The sequence below is a fragment of the Nostoc spongiaeforme FACHB-130 genome (genome assembly GCF_014698475.1).
GTDB lineage: Bacteria > Cyanobacteriota > Cyanobacteriia > Cyanobacteriales > Nostocaceae > Nostoc_B > Nostoc_B spongiaeforme.
In genome coordinates this window covers 212369-231003 of the sequence record NZ_JACJTB010000005.1, presented here as the reverse complement: position 1 = coordinate 231003, position 18635 = coordinate 212369, and the positions used below count along the sequence as shown (strand labels likewise).

General features: G+C 41.6%; 19 protein-coding genes. 5 read left to right on the top strand and 14 right to left on the bottom strand.

The features are described from left to right. Positions 1 to 197: 197 nt before the first annotated feature. Together tnpA and H6G74_RS07360 are read right to left on the bottom strand one after the other, a co-directional pair. Positions 198 to 605 (bottom strand): IS200/IS605 family transposase, encoded by a 408-nt coding sequence (gene tnpA / locus H6G74_RS07365; RefSeq protein WP_190967053.1) that lies wholly within the window; start codon positions 603 to 605, stop codon positions 198 to 200. A 46-nt stretch (positions 606 to 651) separates the two neighbouring features. Continuing rightward, entirely contained in the window at positions 652 to 1281 is a 630-nt protein-coding gene (locus tag H6G74_RS07360; protein ID WP_190967052.1) for a Uma2 family endonuclease, read from the bottom strand. Between the two features lie 308 nt (positions 1282 to 1589). Here H6G74_RS07360 and H6G74_RS07355 point away from each other — a divergent pair, with 308 nt between their 5' ends. Continuing rightward, positions 1590 to 1853, top strand: coding sequence for a DUF3146 family protein (locus H6G74_RS07355; protein WP_190592243.1), 264 nt, complete (start codon positions 1590 to 1592; stop codon positions 1851 to 1853). Positions 1854 to 1880: 27 nt separating this feature from the next. Here the strand turns inward: H6G74_RS07355 and H6G74_RS07350 are convergent, their stop codons facing one another. After that, complete coding sequence (locus H6G74_RS07350; protein ID WP_190967051.1) at positions 1881 to 2333, bottom strand: pre-16S rRNA-processing nuclease YqgF; 453 nt, start codon at positions 2331 to 2333, stop codon at positions 1881 to 1883. 97 nt (positions 2334 to 2430) lie between these two features. Further along, a complete protein-coding gene (locus H6G74_RS07345) occupies positions 2431 to 3921 on the bottom strand; it encodes a DUF3084 domain-containing protein (protein WP_190967050.1) in 1491 nt (496 codons plus the stop codon). On the opposite strand from H6G74_RS07345, the gene H6G74_RS07340 reads away from it, so the two are divergent. Then, positions 3914 to 4159 carry a hypothetical protein gene (locus tag H6G74_RS07340; RefSeq protein ID WP_190967049.1) on the top strand — a complete coding sequence of 82 codons (246 nt, stop codon included), beginning with the start codon at positions 3914 to 3916 and terminating at the stop codon, positions 4157 to 4159. The genes H6G74_RS07345 and H6G74_RS07340 overlap by 8 nt on opposite strands. A gap of 15 nt (positions 4160 to 4174) precedes the next feature. Here H6G74_RS07340 and ntcA read toward each other — a convergent pair whose 3' ends face one another. Continuing rightward, complete coding sequence (gene ntcA / locus H6G74_RS07335; protein ID WP_015113299.1) at positions 4175 to 4846, bottom strand: global nitrogen regulator NtcA; 672 nt, start codon at positions 4844 to 4846, stop codon at positions 4175 to 4177. Positions 4847 to 5589: 743 nt separating this feature from the next. Here ntcA and fabI point away from each other — a divergent pair. Continuing rightward, the gene (gene fabI, locus H6G74_RS07330; RefSeq protein ID WP_190967048.1) at positions 5590 to 6366 is read left to right on the top strand and encodes an enoyl-ACP reductase FabI; all 777 of its coding nucleotides are present in this window, start codon (positions 5590 to 5592) and stop codon (positions 6364 to 6366) included. A gap of 187 nt (positions 6367 to 6553) precedes the next feature. Continuing rightward, positions 6554 to 7201: an imidazoleglycerol-phosphate dehydratase HisB gene (gene hisB / locus H6G74_RS07325; protein ID WP_190590705.1), complete on the top strand. Its 648-nt coding sequence runs from the start codon at positions 6554 to 6556 to the stop codon at positions 7199 to 7201. A 254-nt stretch (positions 7202 to 7455) separates the two neighbouring features. Here hisB and egtD read toward each other — a convergent pair whose 3' ends face one another. From egtD to egtC, 3 genes are all read right to left on the bottom strand, one after another. Then, on the bottom strand, positions 7456 to 8493 hold the full coding sequence (gene egtD / locus H6G74_RS07320; protein WP_190967047.1) for an L-histidine N(alpha)-methyltransferase: 1038 nt from the start codon (positions 8491 to 8493) through the stop codon (positions 7456 to 7458). A 162-nt stretch (positions 8494 to 8655) separates the two neighbouring features. Then, a complete protein-coding gene (gene egtB / locus H6G74_RS07315) occupies positions 8656 to 9936 on the bottom strand; it encodes an ergothioneine biosynthesis protein EgtB (RefSeq protein WP_190967046.1) in 1281 nt (426 codons plus the stop codon). Continuing rightward, positions 9908 to 10699, bottom strand: coding sequence for an ergothioneine biosynthesis protein EgtC (gene egtC, locus H6G74_RS07310; RefSeq protein WP_190967045.1), 792 nt, complete (start codon positions 10697 to 10699; stop codon positions 9908 to 9910). The genes egtB and egtC overlap by 29 nt, the downstream gene beginning before the upstream one ends. Positions 10700 to 10905: 206 nt before the next feature. Between egtC and H6G74_RS07305 the strand changes: the two genes are divergently transcribed. After that, positions 10906 to 11256, top strand: a complete 351-nt coding sequence (locus H6G74_RS07305; protein ID WP_190967044.1) for a DUF6717 family protein — start codon at positions 10906 to 10908, stop codon at positions 11254 to 11256. Positions 11257 to 11413: 157 nt separating this feature from the next. On the opposite strand, the gene H6G74_RS07300 is transcribed toward H6G74_RS07305, so the two are convergent. The 6 genes from H6G74_RS07300 to H6G74_RS07275 all read right to left on the bottom strand — a co-directional run bounded on the left by H6G74_RS07300 (position 11414) and on the right by H6G74_RS07275 (position 18635). Further along, positions 11414 to 12535 carry a glycosyltransferase family 4 protein gene (locus tag H6G74_RS07300; protein ID WP_190967043.1) on the bottom strand — a complete coding sequence of 374 codons (1122 nt, stop codon included), beginning with the start codon at positions 12533 to 12535 and terminating at the stop codon, positions 11414 to 11416. Positions 12536 to 12734: 199 nt separating this feature from the next. Continuing rightward, positions 12735 to 14171, bottom strand: coding sequence for an O-antigen ligase domain-containing protein (locus tag H6G74_RS07295; RefSeq protein ID WP_190967042.1), 1437 nt, complete (start codon positions 14169 to 14171; stop codon positions 12735 to 12737). Between the two features lie 9 nt (positions 14172 to 14180). Continuing rightward, entirely contained in the window at positions 14181 to 15173 is a 993-nt protein-coding gene (locus H6G74_RS07290) for a glycosyltransferase (protein ID WP_190967041.1), read from the bottom strand. Beyond that, positions 15091 to 16380 (bottom strand): glycosyltransferase family 4 protein, encoded by a 1290-nt coding sequence (locus H6G74_RS07285; protein WP_190967040.1) that lies wholly within the window; start codon positions 16378 to 16380, stop codon positions 15091 to 15093. Before H6G74_RS07285 ends, H6G74_RS07290 begins: the two co-directional genes overlap by 83 nt. Positions 16381 to 16386: 6 nt before the next feature. Beyond that, positions 16387 to 17373, bottom strand: coding sequence for a glycosyltransferase family 2 protein (locus H6G74_RS07280; RefSeq protein ID WP_190967039.1), 987 nt, complete (start codon positions 17371 to 17373; stop codon positions 16387 to 16389). Between the two features lie 98 nt (positions 17374 to 17471). Then, positions 17472 to 18635, bottom strand: a complete 1164-nt coding sequence (locus H6G74_RS07275; protein WP_190967038.1) for a glycosyltransferase family 4 protein — start codon at positions 18633 to 18635, stop codon at positions 17472 to 17474.

Below are 18635 nucleotides of genomic sequence, written 5' to 3'. Positions count from 1 at the left end.
TTAGAGATGATCTAAAATCCGCGATGCCTTTGTTGTAGGCATCGCCGTAGCTTTTTTAAAATATCAATTAACAATAAGCCGGACGACTGAAGTCGCGGCTACATAAACGAAGCCTGCCTTCGCAGGCTCGATCAGATTCCATTATCTTTTACGAATAAAGTCACGGCTATATTAACGCCTTCGCAGGCTAGAAATAATTACAAGATTTCCCAGTCGGCAATTAAAGATTTTTGTTGATGGTGTATGGGTTGGTGATGAATATAGTTAGCTATTTGATCAATATGATGATGACTAACTGTAAATGCCCCATACCCACCTTGCCATTTGAAAAATTCCTGGGGCTTGATTTCATGAGTAATTAAGTGGGAGGAACTGCCTTTAGTTTTTTGCACCAACTCGGATATTGTCAAATTGGGCGGATAGCCAGCGAGTAAATGAACGTGATCAACTATGCCACCAATAGCAATTACTTTGCATCCTAACTCGGAACATTGCTTGGCGATCGCTGAATAAATAATCTCTTGAATATCCGGTGTTACCAAAGGTAATCTATCCCAAGTTCCCCAGACACAATGTATGTACAACTGTGTAAAATTTCTGTGCATTTGTTACTTTATTTAGTATAAAAGCCTGCGTAGGCAGGCTTTGTTCTTATAGCCGCGACTTTAGTCGTCTGCTATATTTGCTTTTCGCTGCTAGTTGTCCAATTTTTTTGCTTTCTTGAATAAATCGCGGAATTTCTCTGACTGCGACTGGTGCAAAAGTAGGACTTAATTCGACTTCTGAATATTGATTATCTAATAGAGTATAAATTCGCAAAACAGTACCGTTATATCTCCAAAATTCAGGGATACCCATTGCCGCATAGAGAGATAATTTATCTATTTTGGGTTTGGAGTAATCAACTTTCAGCACTAAGTCTGGTGGAGGATCTTGATTTAAATTAATATTTTCTTTGTCTCTGACTAAAAGTTCATGCTGAATATAATAACTACTATCTGGCTCTCCTCCTTTTTCTAAGTCGTCCCGTGTTAATGTCAGTGAGCCTGTGGTTTTGACCTCCAAACCAAATTCTTCACAAAGAACAAGAATCAAGCCTTCTATTAGGCGGTTCGAGTTCTCATGAGGCATTAATGGGGTCATAATTTCTAATTTTCCATTGTCATAAGCAAGTCGAGAGTTTCGTTCTTTGCCCATATCTGCCAGCATGGCTTTGAATGTCTGCCAGCTAATGTTGTTGAGCAAAGTTCTTGTTTCTGCAAGTGGAACTGTTGTCACCATAGCAATCACTGTTTAACTTAGATTGAGTGCATACATTGATCAATTTGTGGTTTGATGGTCTTTATTTGTAACATTCGCCATAACTATACTCTTGGATGAGTCAAGTCATCATAATGTGATGAATTTTTTGATTTTTTGAGACCCTTACTCCCCAGTGTTGGCAAGGTTTATTTATAATGTCAGCCATTTGGCTATTCCAAAAAGTGTTAAAGCTATCTTTTGTTAGTTTGTCGATCGCGGCGAAGTTTGGTAAATAAAAGAAATAGACTGCGTTGTTTGCTTTTATCCCACATTTTATCTAAAGCATTGTGAGTGCAAAACGGTTGCCAGAAACTACTGCCCATGTTAAAATAACACGCCAATCCTGGCAACATGGGTTTCTTGAGGGCGAAGTCAGCGCCGGAGATTTTGAATGGCATTTCCAATGGCATTTCCGCCGTGGAGAACTGTCGGTGAAACCCTCTCAAGGTCGCGCTTTAATTAAAGAACCTCTTGGTCGCTTTTTAGAAAAACAAGATTATCAGCTAGAACCAGGAGGAGATTATGCTTTTACTATCCGAGCCGAGTTGTAAAGCAACCAGGGACAAGGGAGAGATTCACTATTGCCTATTAACAGTTGATTCTGTCAGACGATTTAAATATCTTTCAATTAATAAGATAGCCACGATGTCATCTATTGGTCTTGGTGGCTGGCGCATTCCTTTTGGCAAGAGTTTTGTTAGTCCTTGGGGTGGATACATCTGCCAATAGCGATCGCGTGCTTCTAAAGTAGAATATCGCTCATCTACTAACATGATATTTAATGTTTGTAACAATTCTTGTTGTAATTTTTGTTTCCACTGCTTGGCTGTGGTTTGATTACCCATCACAAGTAAAGAAACAGGGTATTGTTGTCTGAGTGTTTCTATACTAGCGATCGCTGCTGATGCAGGTACAACTTGATGATAATGTAGCTGTCTGTCTAATCCCATCACAGCTAAACCACACTTATCTTTACCAGGGTCAAAGCCAAGAATCACTGGTTGATTGGGTGAGAATTCATTTAAATTCATATTCAATCAGCTTTAATTTTTAACCTTAACTGAACTATTTTCATTCTGACTTCTGCTGTCAACCCTAGCCCCTAGACTCTAACCTCTAGCCCCTAATTTAAGTACTAAAAATCACTTTACCGTTTTGGACAGCTAATAATTTCACGCGCAGAGGCCCGGCTGTGTATGTATCTTCGGCGGCGATCGCTTTAATATCTAAAGGCTGATCGTATTGTCTTAGCTGGTTAATAAAGCGCAAAAATGTGCCATCTACTTGCACACCTTCTACAATACCGGCATTTCTGGCACGAAATTGGGAAGCAGAAATCAACAAATCTAATCTTTGCCGTAATTGATAAGATGTCATGGTTTTGGGATCAGCACTGGTGCTTGCCAAAACCTCTCCTCCCGTAAAGACTAAGATATTGCGTGCCGCATCTGCAAAAAATTCTATCTGTTTTTCGCCCCGGACGTAATTACCTGCGGAGAAAATTCGCACGACATATTCCCTACCATCGCTGATTTGTCTAATCAACTGCTCAACTCGTTCGGGAGTGACGCGCAATATTTGGGTTTTTTCTGGTGTTGCACTCGGCTCAGTTAATTGAAAGATGGCATTTTGGTTAGCATCGCCTAAAAGTTGCAACACCGCCTGACGCGCCGCCGAGGCTTGACTAACTTGAATTACGGCACCGGCCAAAATTTGACCACGCACCAACGCCAATTTGCCTAAACGCAAGTCTTGATAAGACTGATAATATTTTTCGAGTCTGGCTACTTCTTGTTCTAAATAATCCTGTTGTCTTTCTAATTCTTTGAGGCGAGCTTCTCTGGTGGCAATTACCTGTTCTCTGGCAGTAATTTCTAAATTGCGATTTTGAATGAGTTTATCTAATTGGGCGATTTTGCGATCGCGCTGTTCAATAATTTCTTGTCGGTTGGCGAGTTCCTGATCTCGTTTGGAAATGGCTGTTTTCGCTTCATCAATCGCCTTTTTCGCCTCTGCGTACAATCTTTGTTGTTCTGCCTTTAATTGTCCTACCGCTACTTGTAAGGCTTTTCTTTGGTTATAAACGTTTTCTAATTCTGATCGTGCTTGCTGATATTGAGTTGCAACTTGATTCAAACGCCCTTGAGTGCTTTGTAATTGCCCTTGGATCTTTGCTTGGCGGCTTAGGGTTTGGTTAAGTTTTGCTTGGGTTTCCCGTTGTTTTGCATTGGCCGCTTGCAAAGATTTATTAATTCTTTGTAAGTCTTGTTGCGCTTGGGTTTGTTCTTTTCTGGCTTGACTTAATTCTGTTTCGACTTGGCTTTTTTGGGCTTCTGCGGTTTTGAGTTGTTCCCGCTTGTTTCGCAAGTCTTTTTGAATATCTTCTAATTCAAAGACTCCCTTACGCAAGCCCTCATCCGCAGCAAACAAAATGCCCAAAGTTGATGCAGAAATCAAGCCACCAGTAAAAATCGTCACCACCACTGCCGTATTTTTGGGACGAAGCTTAAAGAGTGAGAGGCGAGCTTTGCCAACCCGTGTGCCAATGCGATCGCCCACAGTGGCTATTACGCCTCCCAAAATTAAAATTGCTGCAATGAGGATGTACCCGGTGGTCATCTTCAGCTACCGAAATGGTTCCAGATACAGCCTACTACTTTCGACCATTGTCTGTGGAGGATTGGAAATTGGCAATAGCGAAGATTTATCAATTTATGATTTGCCTCCAGCTATGGGTATTATCTGCAAAAACACCATACTTGCCAACTTCATTACCTCCAATGCTTTGAATAACCAACAATGTCAGAGTCAGAAAGTCGAAATGCAGAATGAATCACGGTTTGATTCTGACTCCTGACTTCTGACTGCTTTTTTAAGTGAACTGCCTACTTAAGCTAACAGGTTTATGCACAGTAATCTTCTTTTTATGAATAGAAATCATTTTCTTTTCGCGTAAATCACCAAGCAACCTAGTGACTGTGACGCGAGTCGAACCAATTGCTTCTGCGATCGCTTGATGAGATAGCTTCAGATCAATTGTGATTCCATCCGCACAAGGAACACCAAAATCACGACAAAGAATTAATAAAAAACTCACCAATCTAGAACCCATATCTCGGTGAGCGAGGGTTTCAATCATCATCTCTGTCTGTAAAATCCGCGAAGATAGACCCCGCAGCATTAACATAGACAATTCTGGATTTTCCTTGAGTGCTTGCTCTACTTGTTCGATTGGTGCTGATAGCAATTCTACAGGTGTAAATGCAACAGCATGGTAAAACCGATCTGACTTATTTCCAGTCAGCAAAGACAAAACACCAAAAACACTATTTTCCCGTAACAGTGCTACCGTTATTTCTTCTCCTGCTTCGTATACCCTGGAAAGTTTTACAGCACCCTTAAGAAGAAAATAAACTCGTTCAGCAGGATCGCCCGGAAAAAAGATCGTTTTGTTTCGTTCAAACGTCTCCACAACAGGTGGAAACGCCCCAGTTGCCATCTGACGAAAAACATTTGCTAGGGCTTTATCTTGTGTCACGATCATCTCCCTTCCCCTACCCAATGCCGGAAAAACAAATAAACTGATTACCTAAGAATACACCTGAAAAATCAATAAATCACCGTCAACCTTTCTGTACTTTCCTATACTCAAAAGCCAAACTTCAGACTTATTTGTTCATAATGATACATAATTTTTCACCTTTTTAGCTAGTAGTTGTTATAAGTACTTACAAACTCCTATTCATCAGGTTTTTTGCCAAAAAATTCATTGTATCTTGAGAATATCTTCAGGAAGAGCAGACAATTTTTATGCAGCAAACACACCAATTGAATTAAAGAAAAATTCAGACAGCAGAATTTAAGACGCAAAATTAGTCAATGGAGAAAAACACTCACCACTTAATTTGCTGTGTTGTTTGTTTATTCATCCACTAGCCTCACAGAATTTAAGGCTCAATTCGGGCTTCTGGTTTCTTGATTCTGGCCTGTAAAACATGATTTTGATAAATCAAGAAAAACAGGCCTCAGTTTCTAGTATCCTCCTAAGAGGATGTCTGAAAAAGTCCCAGGTGATACACTCAGCAGTTGAAGTATCCTCAATCCCCCTAAAAAATTTAGACTTCTGGCTGTAATTACCTCTGAAAAAGAAAAGTGAACACAGCTACACAGCAGTCAAAAATAGCCATTGTGTTGCCAGACAGAATGCTGCACTCTGCTTAGGGGAATCAAAAATAGTTGATACTGCTCAGACATTTTTTATCATGATTGATCCTGTTAATAATTTCTATGCTGAATCTGACTGGAAAAAACGCCCTCGTTACAGGTATTGCCAATAATCGCTCCATCGCTTGGGGCATCGCCCAACAACTGCACGCCGCCGGAGCGAACTTAGGTATTACTTACCTCCCCGATGAGCGTGGCAAGATGGAGAAAAAAGTTGCGGAATTGGTAGAACCTCTAAATCCCAGCTTATTTGTTCCCTGTAATGTTCAAAACGACGAACAGATTCACTCTACCTTTGAAGCGGTGCGAGAAAAGTGGGGTAGGTTAGATATCCTTATCCACTGTTTAGCTTTTGCAAATAAAGATGATTTGACTGGAGGCTTTAGCCAAACCTCCCGTTCGGGTTTCAATACAGCTTTAGAAATTAGTACCTATTCACTAGTACAGTTAAGTGGCGCGGCGAAACCTTTAATGACCGAAGGCGGTAGCATTGTCACCTTGACATATTTGGGTGGTGTACGAGCTGTGCCTAACTACAATGTGATGGGAGTTGCCAAAGCAGGTTTAGAAGCGAGTGTGCGTTATCTTGCAGCAGAACTCGGCCCGGAAAATATTCGGGTTAATGCCATTTCGGCTGGGCCAATTCGGACTTTGGCTTCTTCGGCTGTTGGGGGAATTTTAGATATGATTCACCATGTAGAAGAAGTAGCCCCTTTGCGACGTACAGTAACTCAACAAGAAGTGGGCAATACTGCGGCTTTTTTGTGCAGTGACTTAGCCAGTGGTATTACTGGGCAAGTGCTGTACGTGGATGCAGGATATGAAATTATGGGAATGTAATAAGATTTGGGGAGTAGTGAGTGGGGAGTGTGGGGAGTGTGGGGAGAGAGGGGAGTGTGGGGGGAAAGATTTCTTCACCATCCTCCCACACCTCCCACACCTCCCACCCCCCTGGATTTCTCTCTTGTGAGAAATCCAGGTTTATTCCCAACTCCCCACTCCCAACTCCCAACTCCCTCAATTAACTATGCAAATCAGCGATACTTCTCACAAAGACTCAATTCTGCACCAAGTTAACTTAACCACGGCGCGTATTGCTTCGGTTCACCGTGTGACTGGTGAAACTGATGTGCAAGTAACTGTCAATTTAGATGGGACAGGAAAATGTCATGCGGCGACTGGTATTCCATTTTTAGACCACATGTTGCATCAAATTTCCTCTCACGGCTTGATTGATTTAGATGTCCAAGCCAAAGGAGATTGGGAAATTGATGATCATCACACTAATGAAGATGTTGGTATTACGTTAGGTCAAGCTTTGCATCAAGCTTTGGGTGATAGAAAAGGGATAGTCCGCTTTGGTAATTTTTTAGCACCATTAGATGAAGCGTTGATTCAGGTGGCGTTAGATTTTTCGGGAAGACCTCACCTCAGTTATGGCTTAGAAATTCCCACCCAAAGAGTTGGTACTTATGACACTCAGCTAGTTCGGGAATTTTTTGTCGCATTGGTGAACCATAGCCAAATGACCTTACACATTCGTCAATTAGATGGTATTAATTCCCATCACATAATTGAAGCAACATTTAAGGCTTTTGCTAGAGCTATGCGAATGGCTACGGAAGTTGATCCCCGTCGCGCTGGGACAATTCCTAGTTCTAAAGGTGTTTTGTAAAAAAGGCAGAAGGCAGAAAAGTCAAAAGTAAAAAACCAAAAGTCAAAAGTACTCTTGATCTTTGACTTTTAACTTTTGCCTTTTGACTTACCGCTACAAGGTTGAGGCAGGAGGTAAATATTATTACTCTACCTGCCATTTGTGCTTTTGAAATGTCCTACCTAACACTTCGACTGCTATATTTAGATGTGTTGCCAGGCTAGACAGCTACTTATTTGATTCTGACTCCTGGATTCTGACTTCTAACTTCTTCTTCAAGTAGATTGAAACTGACATAACAACAAACCAAACCATTGATTTGTATCAGTCCATGTTTGAATCGGAACTAAACCACGGCTTTGGAGTTGTTGTTTAATGGTGTTGAGGTTAAATTTACGTGAGATTTCGGTCAGGATGGTTTCGCCTGGAGCAAAATTAACGGTGAGGTTGAGAGATTTTAATTGCACAGTTTGCGATCGCATACTCCGCAAGTGCATTTCAATTTGATGTGCGGTTTCATTATAAAATGCCCAATGTTCAAATTGTGTGGTATCAAAATTGCCTTCAAATCTGCGATTTAAATGCTCCAGCATATTGATGTTAAATGCTGCTGTCACACCTTGGCGATCGTTATAAGCTGGTTCTAAAATTTCTTTTGGTTTTTGTAAATCGATTCCCAGTAGGAAATATTCACCTACTTGCAGTGCATTGGTAATTTGCGAAAAGAAAGCCTCACACTCTTGGGTAGCCATATTTCCCAAGGAACTACCAATAAAACCAATCATCCTACTTGGAGACTGTTTTAGTGGGAGTTGTGCTAAAGCCATTTCATAAGTTCCCGCTAGTGCATGAACTTGCAGTGAGGGATATTCTTGGAGTAACTTTCTCGCGCTATTTTCCAACATTCCCGCACTCACATCTATTGGCAAATAGCACTGAAGATACCCTAACTTTTGATAAGCATCCAGCAAAATTCGGGTTTTTGTCGAACTCCCACTACCCAGTTCCACTAATTCGCAAGCACCTGTGATTTGAGCAATTTCACCTGCATACTGTTGTAAAATTGCCGTTTCTGTGCGAGTTAGGTAATACTCCGGCAAGTCACAGATTTGTTCAAATAAGTCAGAGCCTTGGTCATCATAAAAATAGTATGGGGGTAAATATTTGGGGTTGTGTGTTAATCCTTTGACTACATCACGTCCTGCTGTTGATGTGACTACTTTTGTGGCTTCTACCAAACGCTGTATTTGCAAACGTTCTTCTAGGTTGTTGAGAGAAGTAACTTTGCTGTTGACAGCTTGAGATATTGTCATTTAACCTCCGTAGAGTTGCAGTAGTAGATTGCTTGGCAACCCAAGCTTTCCTCTAGCTAGTGAAACACACAGCCACAGCTGCTAACCTCACGCTTAAGCTAGATAAATCAAGGTTTAACACTAAACTTGCGTATTTACCACTAAAAAAGCCATAAATTTTCGTTAATTAACACTTGTAGCACAACGAAAACCGGTAAAAACTTGGCGTACATACGGATAGTACCAGTTACGAAAACTACAACGTGCTACCCAGGGACGAGTTGCCCAACTACCGCCTTTTAATACACGGTGTTTGTTATCAAAATAAACTTGAGAGTAACCCACATAAGGGTAACTTTGGAAACCTTGGTATGGGGTAAACCAAGAAGCTGTCCATTCCCAAACGTTGCCGAGGGTATCTAACAAGCCGTAGGGACTTTGGCCTTTAGGGTAATTACTTACTGGTGTTGTCTGACCAATGAGGCGATCGCAATTACAATATTTTTGTGAGGGCATTTCTTCACCCCAAGGATAGGTGCGTCGGCGTTGAGCTTGAGCATCCCAACTAGCGGCTTTTTCCCATTCGGCTTCTGTGGGTAAACGCTTGCCAACAAACCGCGAATATGCTTCAGCTTCGTACCAACTGACACCGCAGACTGGATGATCATCATAACTGCGATCGCTCTGCCAATAAAGCGGTTGTGTTACCTGTTCTGTTTGTAGCCATTGCCACCCAGCCTCTGACCACCACTCAGGATTTTCATAGCCTCCCGCCGCCATAAATTGCTGATACTGCCTGCAAGTCACGGGGTAACGGTCAATCCAATAAGTATCCAGATATACGCGATGACAAAGACTTTCATTATCCAACGCATCTAGAGAATTGTTTCCCATCTCAAATTCCCCAGCCGGAATCATCACCATCTGAGTGTTAAGTGCTGAGTAGGAAGAGGAAACGGGGCAGGGGGCAGGGAGCAGGGGAGAGAAGGATTTTTCCTCTACACCCTTTCTGATTTTCGACAGTTCCAACACATAGCTGAGAATTTCACAGTGTTGACTTTCGTGCTGAATTAAAAATCGCCACAGACGTTCTTGGGGTTCAATATCAACTACTTCCAGATATTGCAGCACTTTCTCGCGGACTGTCTGCAAGTAATAACGGATTTCGGCTAAGTTTGGTAATTTGACACGTTCTGACTTGGGTAAACCATCAGCCGCAAACAGCTTACGATATTGCGGAAATAAACACCTTAAACTGGCACTATGTTCTAGCAACCATAAAGACTCAGTGTAAGCAATATGTCCCAAGTGCCAGCCAATAGGACTAAAATCAGGATGATACTGATTGCAAAATGTAATATCATCTAGCTCATCCAGCAGCTTTAAAGTTCTTTTTCGACAATCATTTAAAGCATAATAAATAAATTCTTTGGTGCTAGTAGATTTGCTCAATTTTGATATCACAGTCTTCTCCCACACTGATGATGCTATTCTCTGGGCAAGGATTCCAATTACCAGGAAATAAAGGTTCCGAAGCAATAATTACTGAGTTCGGGAAATTCAGCTCATCTCGTATCCAATACAAAGACGGATTTGCTGCACCAATAGCAAAACGCGAAGCTATCAAACGTTTACCATCACTGAAAATAATGTTAGCTAAAACCTTGATTTGATGACGTTTCGCTAGTTCAGCAATACCTAACAAAGTAGTGCGTAACGCATATTCTGGCGGACGATGTTTGTTAATTTGACGCTGAGAAAGTAACAATGCAAATAAATGTTCAGAATCTGTACTGCCATAAATTTTGTCGTAAAATTCTGGTGCTAAAGTGCTACGAATTCTGCGGTGTAATGTTTGCCGAAAATTTTCAATGAATCCGTTATGCAGAAATAGCCAATTTTCGTGATTAAATGGCTGACAATTGGCAAAATCTAAAGCTTGTCCGATTGTGGCACTGCGGACATAACCTAATACACAACTTGATTCTACGTAACGGCTCAGATGGGGTAAGTTAATATCATTCCAAATCGGCAATGTATTTTTGTAGATGTAGGGAGCAGTATCTTTGTGAGTATGATACCAACCCATACCAAAACCATCTGCATTTACTACCCCAGAATTCATTTCGCGGGGTTGATAACTTTGGACAATCAAAGAATGTTCTGGTTTATACAGAATATGTTCCAAAGATACAGGTGAACCAAGATAGGCAAGTAAACGACACATGATAAAAGTATTTACTCCCAATTACAGTACAGAATAAGCTTGTTGGCTGAGAATTTCCTGAATTGTAAATGAGTTTGCCCTATACTTGCCCGCTTCACTTTGCAAACCTCCTGATGCACTACAATTTTTTCAAGTTATATTATTCTCTAGTAATTAGTAACCTTGAATACAAAATTATTTACCAATTACCTAACCAATAATTGCTCATGACTAACTCAATGATGGTGATTTTTCCATACAGGCATAATCAAATATGGGTATTTGATGATGAGCGTCTGGGTTTGGTGCAAGAACCGTTTGTGAGTGGTGTACCTGAAATGATTGATATTCTGGTTCAGGGTATAGCTAACGTGGATGAAGGATTTAAATTGCTGTTTTCTGCTAGTCCTTTCCCTGGTTATCAAGCAGAATTAACTTGGTTACGTGAGGAGTATAACGGTAATTGGTATTTGTGGGGTGAAAAAAGTCTGGAAGGTTGGTTATGTCCAGCGTTATTTAAATATTTTGAGCAAGCACCAGCAAAAATATATTGTCAAGCTGAAGGTTTGTATTCTTAAATTTATGCCTGAAATACAAGATCCCCGACTTCTTTAAGAAGTCGGGGATCTGAATATGTCGATATTTAGCTATGGCAGAAGGCAGGAGGAAAAGTCTTACTATCCCTTGCATTCAAGCTTTCAAACTGTCCTAACATATCTGACTACCGCTATATATTTACGAAACACTAGGTATCAGAGAACGCAGAGTATTGATAAAGTTTTGCGCGTAGTTCTGGGTGGAGAAATCGAGGGCGCGTTGGCGTGCAGCGACGGCAACATTTTGGGCAAAGTCTTGTTCATCTAGGTAGCGCAGAATTGCGATCGCCAATGCCTCAGAATCACCGTAAGGTGTTAATAAGCCATTCATCCCGTCGGTAATAATTTCGGTGGGGCCGCCAGCATTACCCGCAATTACAGGTTTACCCAGTGCCATCGCTTCAATAATCACAATACCAAATGGTTCTTTATCAGAAGCATGAACAAAAACATCCATCGCTTGCACCCATTCGGGAATATTGCGCTGGAGTCCAGGCATAATTACTTTTTCTTCCAGTCCTAAATTTGTTATTTCTGATTTAAGAAATTCTTCGTAGTCTGCCTCTAAATCATGCTTACCACCAACTACCAGACAATGAGCATCAGGATACTTCTCTAACACTTTCGGCATTGCTTGAACGAGGACGTGCATTCCTTTCCAGCGTTGCAGTCTGCCCACAATGCCAATTAACGGCCCCTGTGCTGGTAAGCCGAGTTTTTGCCGTGCTGCTTGAGGTGAAGGTAAAGCAGCAGGTTCAAATCTGTCTAGGGCGACACCAGGATAAACCAGAGGTGTGGGACGATGAGGCCAAATTTCGGCTTGGGCTTGCTTACCATCTTGAGAGAGGGTGATAACAGCACGGGCTGGTAATGCTGTGGCGAGACGGACTAACCAAAACTTGTCATGGGGTACTTCCAGTTGATACCAAACAGATGGTAAACCTGCCAGCATAGCTGCCATACCACCATAAAAATGGGTAATCCACATCCAATTGACGATTATATCTGCACGTTCCCGCCGAGCGATCGCAGCGATTCGCAAAACTGTAGAAATTAACTTATGAACTTGCCGCAACCTGCCACTTTCAATCACTCGCGTATCAATACCCAACTTTCTGACTTGTTCCACCATTGGGCCTGATTCTAAAAAGATGGCTATCCACTCGACACCAGCATTCCGTCCTTGCTGCATCAAGTCCAAAAACATCATTTCACCGCCGCCTCTTTGTTCGGCTAGGGGCATGATAACTATAGCTTTCATATTTTTTAATGTATAGGAATCCGATTTGATTTCCGAATCTAGTTGTGTAGGCAGGGAGTAGGGAATGGGGAGTAGGGAGTAGGAAAAAAGCCTGACCTGGGTGTACTGGTTTTTTTCATAAATCAAATATGAGTCCTAATATAAGGGTATAAGTGTTGACTAGATCCCCGACTTCTTTAAGAAGTCGGGGATGTAAGTGTTATAAATTCAAACTTTTTTGATGTTGATAGTATTTATGTGCTGACATTGCCATTGCTAAAAATCCCCACAAAATCATGCCGGAGACGCTTAACATCCCGCTACCGATGACTAATTGAGCGCAAGAACTAATCCCAATGGCACGGGCAGCACTGACGAAGCTATCAAACCGCGCTTCGCTATACTGGATGACGCTAACAAGAATCAGAATTAATCCACCTAAATAAAATACGGCTCCAAACCAACCGAGGGTGAAAAACATATCGAGAATGCCGCTATCAATGACAAATACTTCGATTTGTCCGGTTTTTTCATTTACTTTCCAGATATTGCCTAAACCATTACCCAAAACATTAGAAAGGGCAATACTAAGGTTGCGATCGTAACTACCGGATCTATCCTTAAAACTAGTATCTTTTTCGAGATTAGAAAAACTTTCTAACCGCGCTGATACTACTTCAGAAATTGGTTCAATGGTTGTAAGTGGAATTACACACAATGCCATCACAACCACGATCGCAATTAAGCGCATTTGGATTTTGGCTTTGACTGAACCCATAATCAAAATTACGCCGAGTAGCCAGCCTCCCCAGTTAGTCCGGGCTTGGGCTAATAAAAACGACAAGTAGCCAACAGCCGAAGCGGGAAATATTAATGGCCCAGAAGCGGTAAATAATAACAATAATCCTGTCTGCATTACCGCACCAAATGGCCCGACTGAGTGCAATGTACTCCAAACACGCATTCCAAACGGTACAGGGTTACCAGAACTGGTAAATAATTTTGACTGAATTAGCCAGTATCTATCCCACTCCGGTGCGACGACAAATTGATAGATACCGTAAGCACCAGTGAGTAAGACGCAAAACAAAAATGTCCTCTGTAAATTCTGGCGATAAGTGGGATAGTCTCGCCAGTTCATAAATAGATGAAAAGCAAAAATAATGGGACTCAGCCAGTCTAATAAGCCGCGAGCTACGGGAACTGGAGCGTTATAAATTAAACCTACGAGAAAACTATAAACTACGCCGATAAAAGCCAAAATAAACGGTAAACCTCCCTGACGAGAGGCTCTGGGAAAGTGTCGTAAGAATGTGGCAATTGTGACAAAAACAACTAAATAAGGGGCGATGAGAATTTGGCGGGTAGGGTCCCAACCAACCTTATAATCAATTAAACGCGCAACTAAGGGTGTGAGGAACCACATCCACCAAGTAAAACCGATGTATAAAATGGGATGTCGTAAATATAAAAATATCGCTACGATTAAGGCTGTGACTGGATAAATCAGGCGTAAAGTCCCAGCCGCCCCAGCAAAGTAACAAGTGACACTCAGCAATATAAAGCCGAGAATGGCACTCCAACCTTGTAGCGATCGCTGTCGGGGTGAAAATGGTGTTTCTAAAAAGCTATTAAACAGTAAAGATTGAGAAATCATACCAATTCGTCATTTGTCAATAGTCATTAGTTCTTTGATTCCCACTGCACCCCTGTAACCTGTCATCTCTAACCTGTCACCTGTTACCTGCCATGTCTGCCATCCTTGCCAGCGACCGCGCCAGGAGGCTAATAATTTGCGGGTGGCGAGTCGGCCTTGATTGGGGAAAAATCTCAGCCATTGGATGAAGCCGAAGCAGTCTCTTGTACCAATGAAAATTGCCCACAACAAGAAGATGATCCGGCGTAGGGGTGATAAATGTTCGAGTAAAACTAGGGTTTCGTTATGAACTAAATTAATTTGAGCGATCGCATTAAAATTATTGCGTTGGTCTTCATCAAATCGCTGGGCGGGATAGTGGTCTACTGCAACTTGTGGGTCATAAATCATCTGCCAGCCGGCACGTTTTAAGGCGAGGGTGAATGCCATTTCAAAGTGTACCTGTGCGCCGGAACCTCGCATTCTTTCATCAAAACGTAAGTTGGCGATCGCTTGGGTGCGGAAACTCATGTTCACACCTTTGAGGACATCGACTGGACGGGCTTTGCCGACTCCGAGATGATGGTTGCCAATTACACGCCCAAACCACTGCAATTCACCCACCACAGCGCGAGATTCATCCTCAATTTTGTCACCGTAATGTATCCAATCACGCCCACCAACACCGCCTATTTTGGCATCTGCGAGCAAGTGGGCGTTAATTTTTTCTAACCAATCAGGACGAGGTGCAGCATCATCGTCAGTAATAGATAAAATATCTCCCTCAACGACTGCAAGTCCAGCGTTGAGGGCGGCGACTACTCCGGGAATGGCGACGGTAACAATTTGTAAAGGTAAATGATGGGCGGGAAAGGCTTGGAGAAATTGCCAAGTTTGAGTATCTGTATCCCGCACAACGACGATGACTTGATCAACGGGTTTAGTTTGCGCTTGCAGTGCCGAAAGGCAACGAGATAGATCCAGAGGACGGCGATAGGTCGGGATGAGAACTGTGTTCTTCATGCTGTTGTAACTCCTCAAATAGATCCATATAGGTTTGGGCCATTGTTGACCAACTGTGTTGTTGGGCGACGGCGCGGGCGGCTTGACCCATTTGTTGCATCAAGGTGCGATCGCTGATTAAAGATGACAAGGCAGCAGCTAAGGCCTCAACATCATCTGAATCTGGTAAAACAATTCCACATTCAGGTGTGACTAACTCTGCCCCACCGGTAGCTGTGGCAGTAATTACAGGCAACCCAGAGGCGAGGGCTTCTAACAAGACCAAGGTGCAAGCTTCATAACGGGAGGGGAACACAAATAAATCTACTGCCCGCATGATTTCGGCAATATCACGGCGATAACCGAGAAAATGTACCCGTTCGCTAATGCCTAAATCGGCTGCTAACTGCGGAAAGGGACTACCATCAGTACTCCCGACTACGGCTAGGTGTAAATCAGGTACTTTCACCAAGGCCTGTAAGACGCTATCTAAATTCTTCCGTGGTGTACGGATGTCTCCGGCAAATAATCCTAAATTTACATTTTCTGGTAGGTTTAATTTTTGGCGAGAAGCAACAATATGATTTTGGATTTTGGATTTTGGATTTTGGATTGGGAATTGGTGTCTAGTTTCTGTCAATTCATCAGGTGCAATTATTTGGGAAATTGGGCTGAATTCTTGTAAATCTACGCCGTTGACGATGACTCGGATGCGATCGCGTGGTACACCAATTTTAATTAACTCTTGGGCAACTTTCTCGGAGACGGCAACTACCACTTTAGCGCGTTGAAAAGCTTGTTTTTCCCAACGGGCATTTAAGGCGGTGTACAGCCATTGATAAAAACCGTAAGCATCGCGGCGAACGCGGGAAATATGTACAGGCGATCGCAACCAAGAACTATGCACAAAATGTACAGCATTCACATCAGCCGCCACATTTGTAATTGCGCCATTGATTTTTAATAAATCGATTTGTGAACGATTTTTTTGTAACCAAGCCGCACTTTTATAAGCAAAGATAAAATTCCGTATGAACTCGCTGGGATAATTATCTACGGAAATTCTTATCCAATTAACTTGGTTATTTTTGGCAATTTCTGGTGCTATTTCACTGGCTAATAATGTTAATTGATGACCCCGGCGGATGGCTTCTTGAGCAACTTCATAGTTGACTCTTCCTTGTCCATCACCTTTTTTAATTGTGTGGGTGACAATGCCAAGTTTCATTGATTTTTATACTCCCAGCAATTGATTAGCTAATGATGACGGAGTAAAACTGAGTGTCAGTGCTACTAAAGTTCTGAGATTTAACTTTTTACTTTTGAGGGATTGGAATAAATAAGGACGGGCTGCGGCTATTTGATGATTCCGCAGTAAACCAATACCTAAAGTGGTATGTGCTTCTAAGAATTTAGCTTGAAAATACTCATGGAATTCTTGCAGGCGGCTATCTTCCATGAATATCTTGTAGCAAAATATTTCGCTTTGGGCTTTGCGAATTTTGGCATTAGCATTTTTACTCCCACTTAACATTGTGTCTGTGAGTTCATGGGCGCGGTAATAAGTTAATCTTTCGGGATAATAGTAAGCACCATAACCTGAAATGCAGCAGAGATAAGTTAAATATAAATCCCACATACCGCCGACTTCTTGAGGAATGCTATCCCAATCAATGACACCATTACGAATTACACAAGCAGCAGCAGTAGGGATACTTTTATTAATTAAACCAATTTTAGTGAAAGATGTATGAATACCTGGTGCTAAAATATCTCGCTTAAAACCGCGTGTATTTGCTTCTGTACCAATTGTATTAATGTTACCGTCACCATCAATAATATATTGGTCAGAAAAAGCCAAAATCAAATTAGAATTAGCTTCCAGTGTTGGTACAAGTTTCGCTAAAAAATCCTCATGCCATATATCATCATCGTGGAGACTGGCAAGATATTTACCCCGTGCCATTTTAAAAGCATTCATTTGATTAGACAGCATCCCCACATTTTCAGGATGTCGCCAAAATCTAATGCGTGAGTCATCAAAAGATTCGATAATTGCTTGGGGGCTTTCGTCACTACAATTATCAGAAACAATGATTTCAATATTTTGATAAGTTTGTTTAACTGCACTGGCGATCGCTTGCTTTAAATATTCTGGGCGATTGTAAGTTGGAATAACAACACTAACTAATGGTTCTGGTAATTCAATACTGCTCGACATACAATTAAATCGTTATATTTTTTAATACATTTATCTGGAGACTAAGCATCCCTAGTTATTTTCTAAAAATCCCATTGATGATAATTTAATTTCACACTTTATCCTTTCATCGTGGTATGAAATTCAGCGATAGTTTGGGCATAAATTTGATTTAAACGCTGAACATGAACATCAATCGTAAATTCTTCTTGATACCAAGCTTGGCCTTTTTCACCCATTGTTCTTGCTTTAGCATAATTTGTTGCTAATTCATTAATTGCTGCCGCTAATTGTGCAACATTGTTAGGCGAAACTAAAACCCCGGTTTTGCCATCTTGTATGTGTTCAGGTATTCCCCCGACAGCACTAGCAATTACAGGTCGATAACGCCCATAAGCTTCTAAGGTGACTAAACCCGCAGGTTCCGGCCAAAGACTAGGAAAAATCACCGCCAAACACTGTTGATATAAAGTTTCTAATTGTTCAGAATTACACCAACCATGCCAAGTAATGCGATCGCCTAATCCCAATTCATCGGCTAATTTTTCCATATTTGCCTTATCCCAACCATCACCAGCAATATCTAAATGGATATGTTTTTCAGTTTTGGTTAAGGCTTTGAGTAACCACTCTAAACCTTTATCGGGAACTATCCGACCAACAAACAAAATGCGCTGATTTTGATAAATTGTCCGACTCAGAGGTTCTGTCACAACCTTGGGTAACTGCACACCGCAACGTAGGGTGATCACACGTTCTGGAGATATCCCAGCACTAATGATTTGCTGACGCACATATTCACTATTAGCAATTACAGGAATTTTGAGTCTTTTCAGGTTAGTTAGGGGATTGTAAGCATTCCACCAATTCCCCAAAATTTTGTGTGGTCGCCGACTACCACAACCATCAATTACATGACCCCAAGCACAACCAAGGGGATTCATGACGCGATCGCAAATTTTGCCTCGGTCTGCTAAATATTTCGTCCCACTCGGACAGTAACTACAATGATTATGCAGGGTAAAAATTGCCGGACATTCTTCGCGTAAATCCGCTAAAAATTCTGGGTCGTGAATGTGCAGTAACTTAAATTGCTTTTGATTCTCTGTTTTAATAGACTTGAGAACACGTTGATGCACAGTCTCTTGTTTTGAGACATTACAAGATTCCGAGAGTTGTGAAAGTGCTAAAGAAGCGACATAAGTTTCAATACCTCCTCCTCCGTTAATGTTAGTGTTAGTGCAGTGGTAAATCATCTCTGTATTGGTTACATTTTTGCTCAT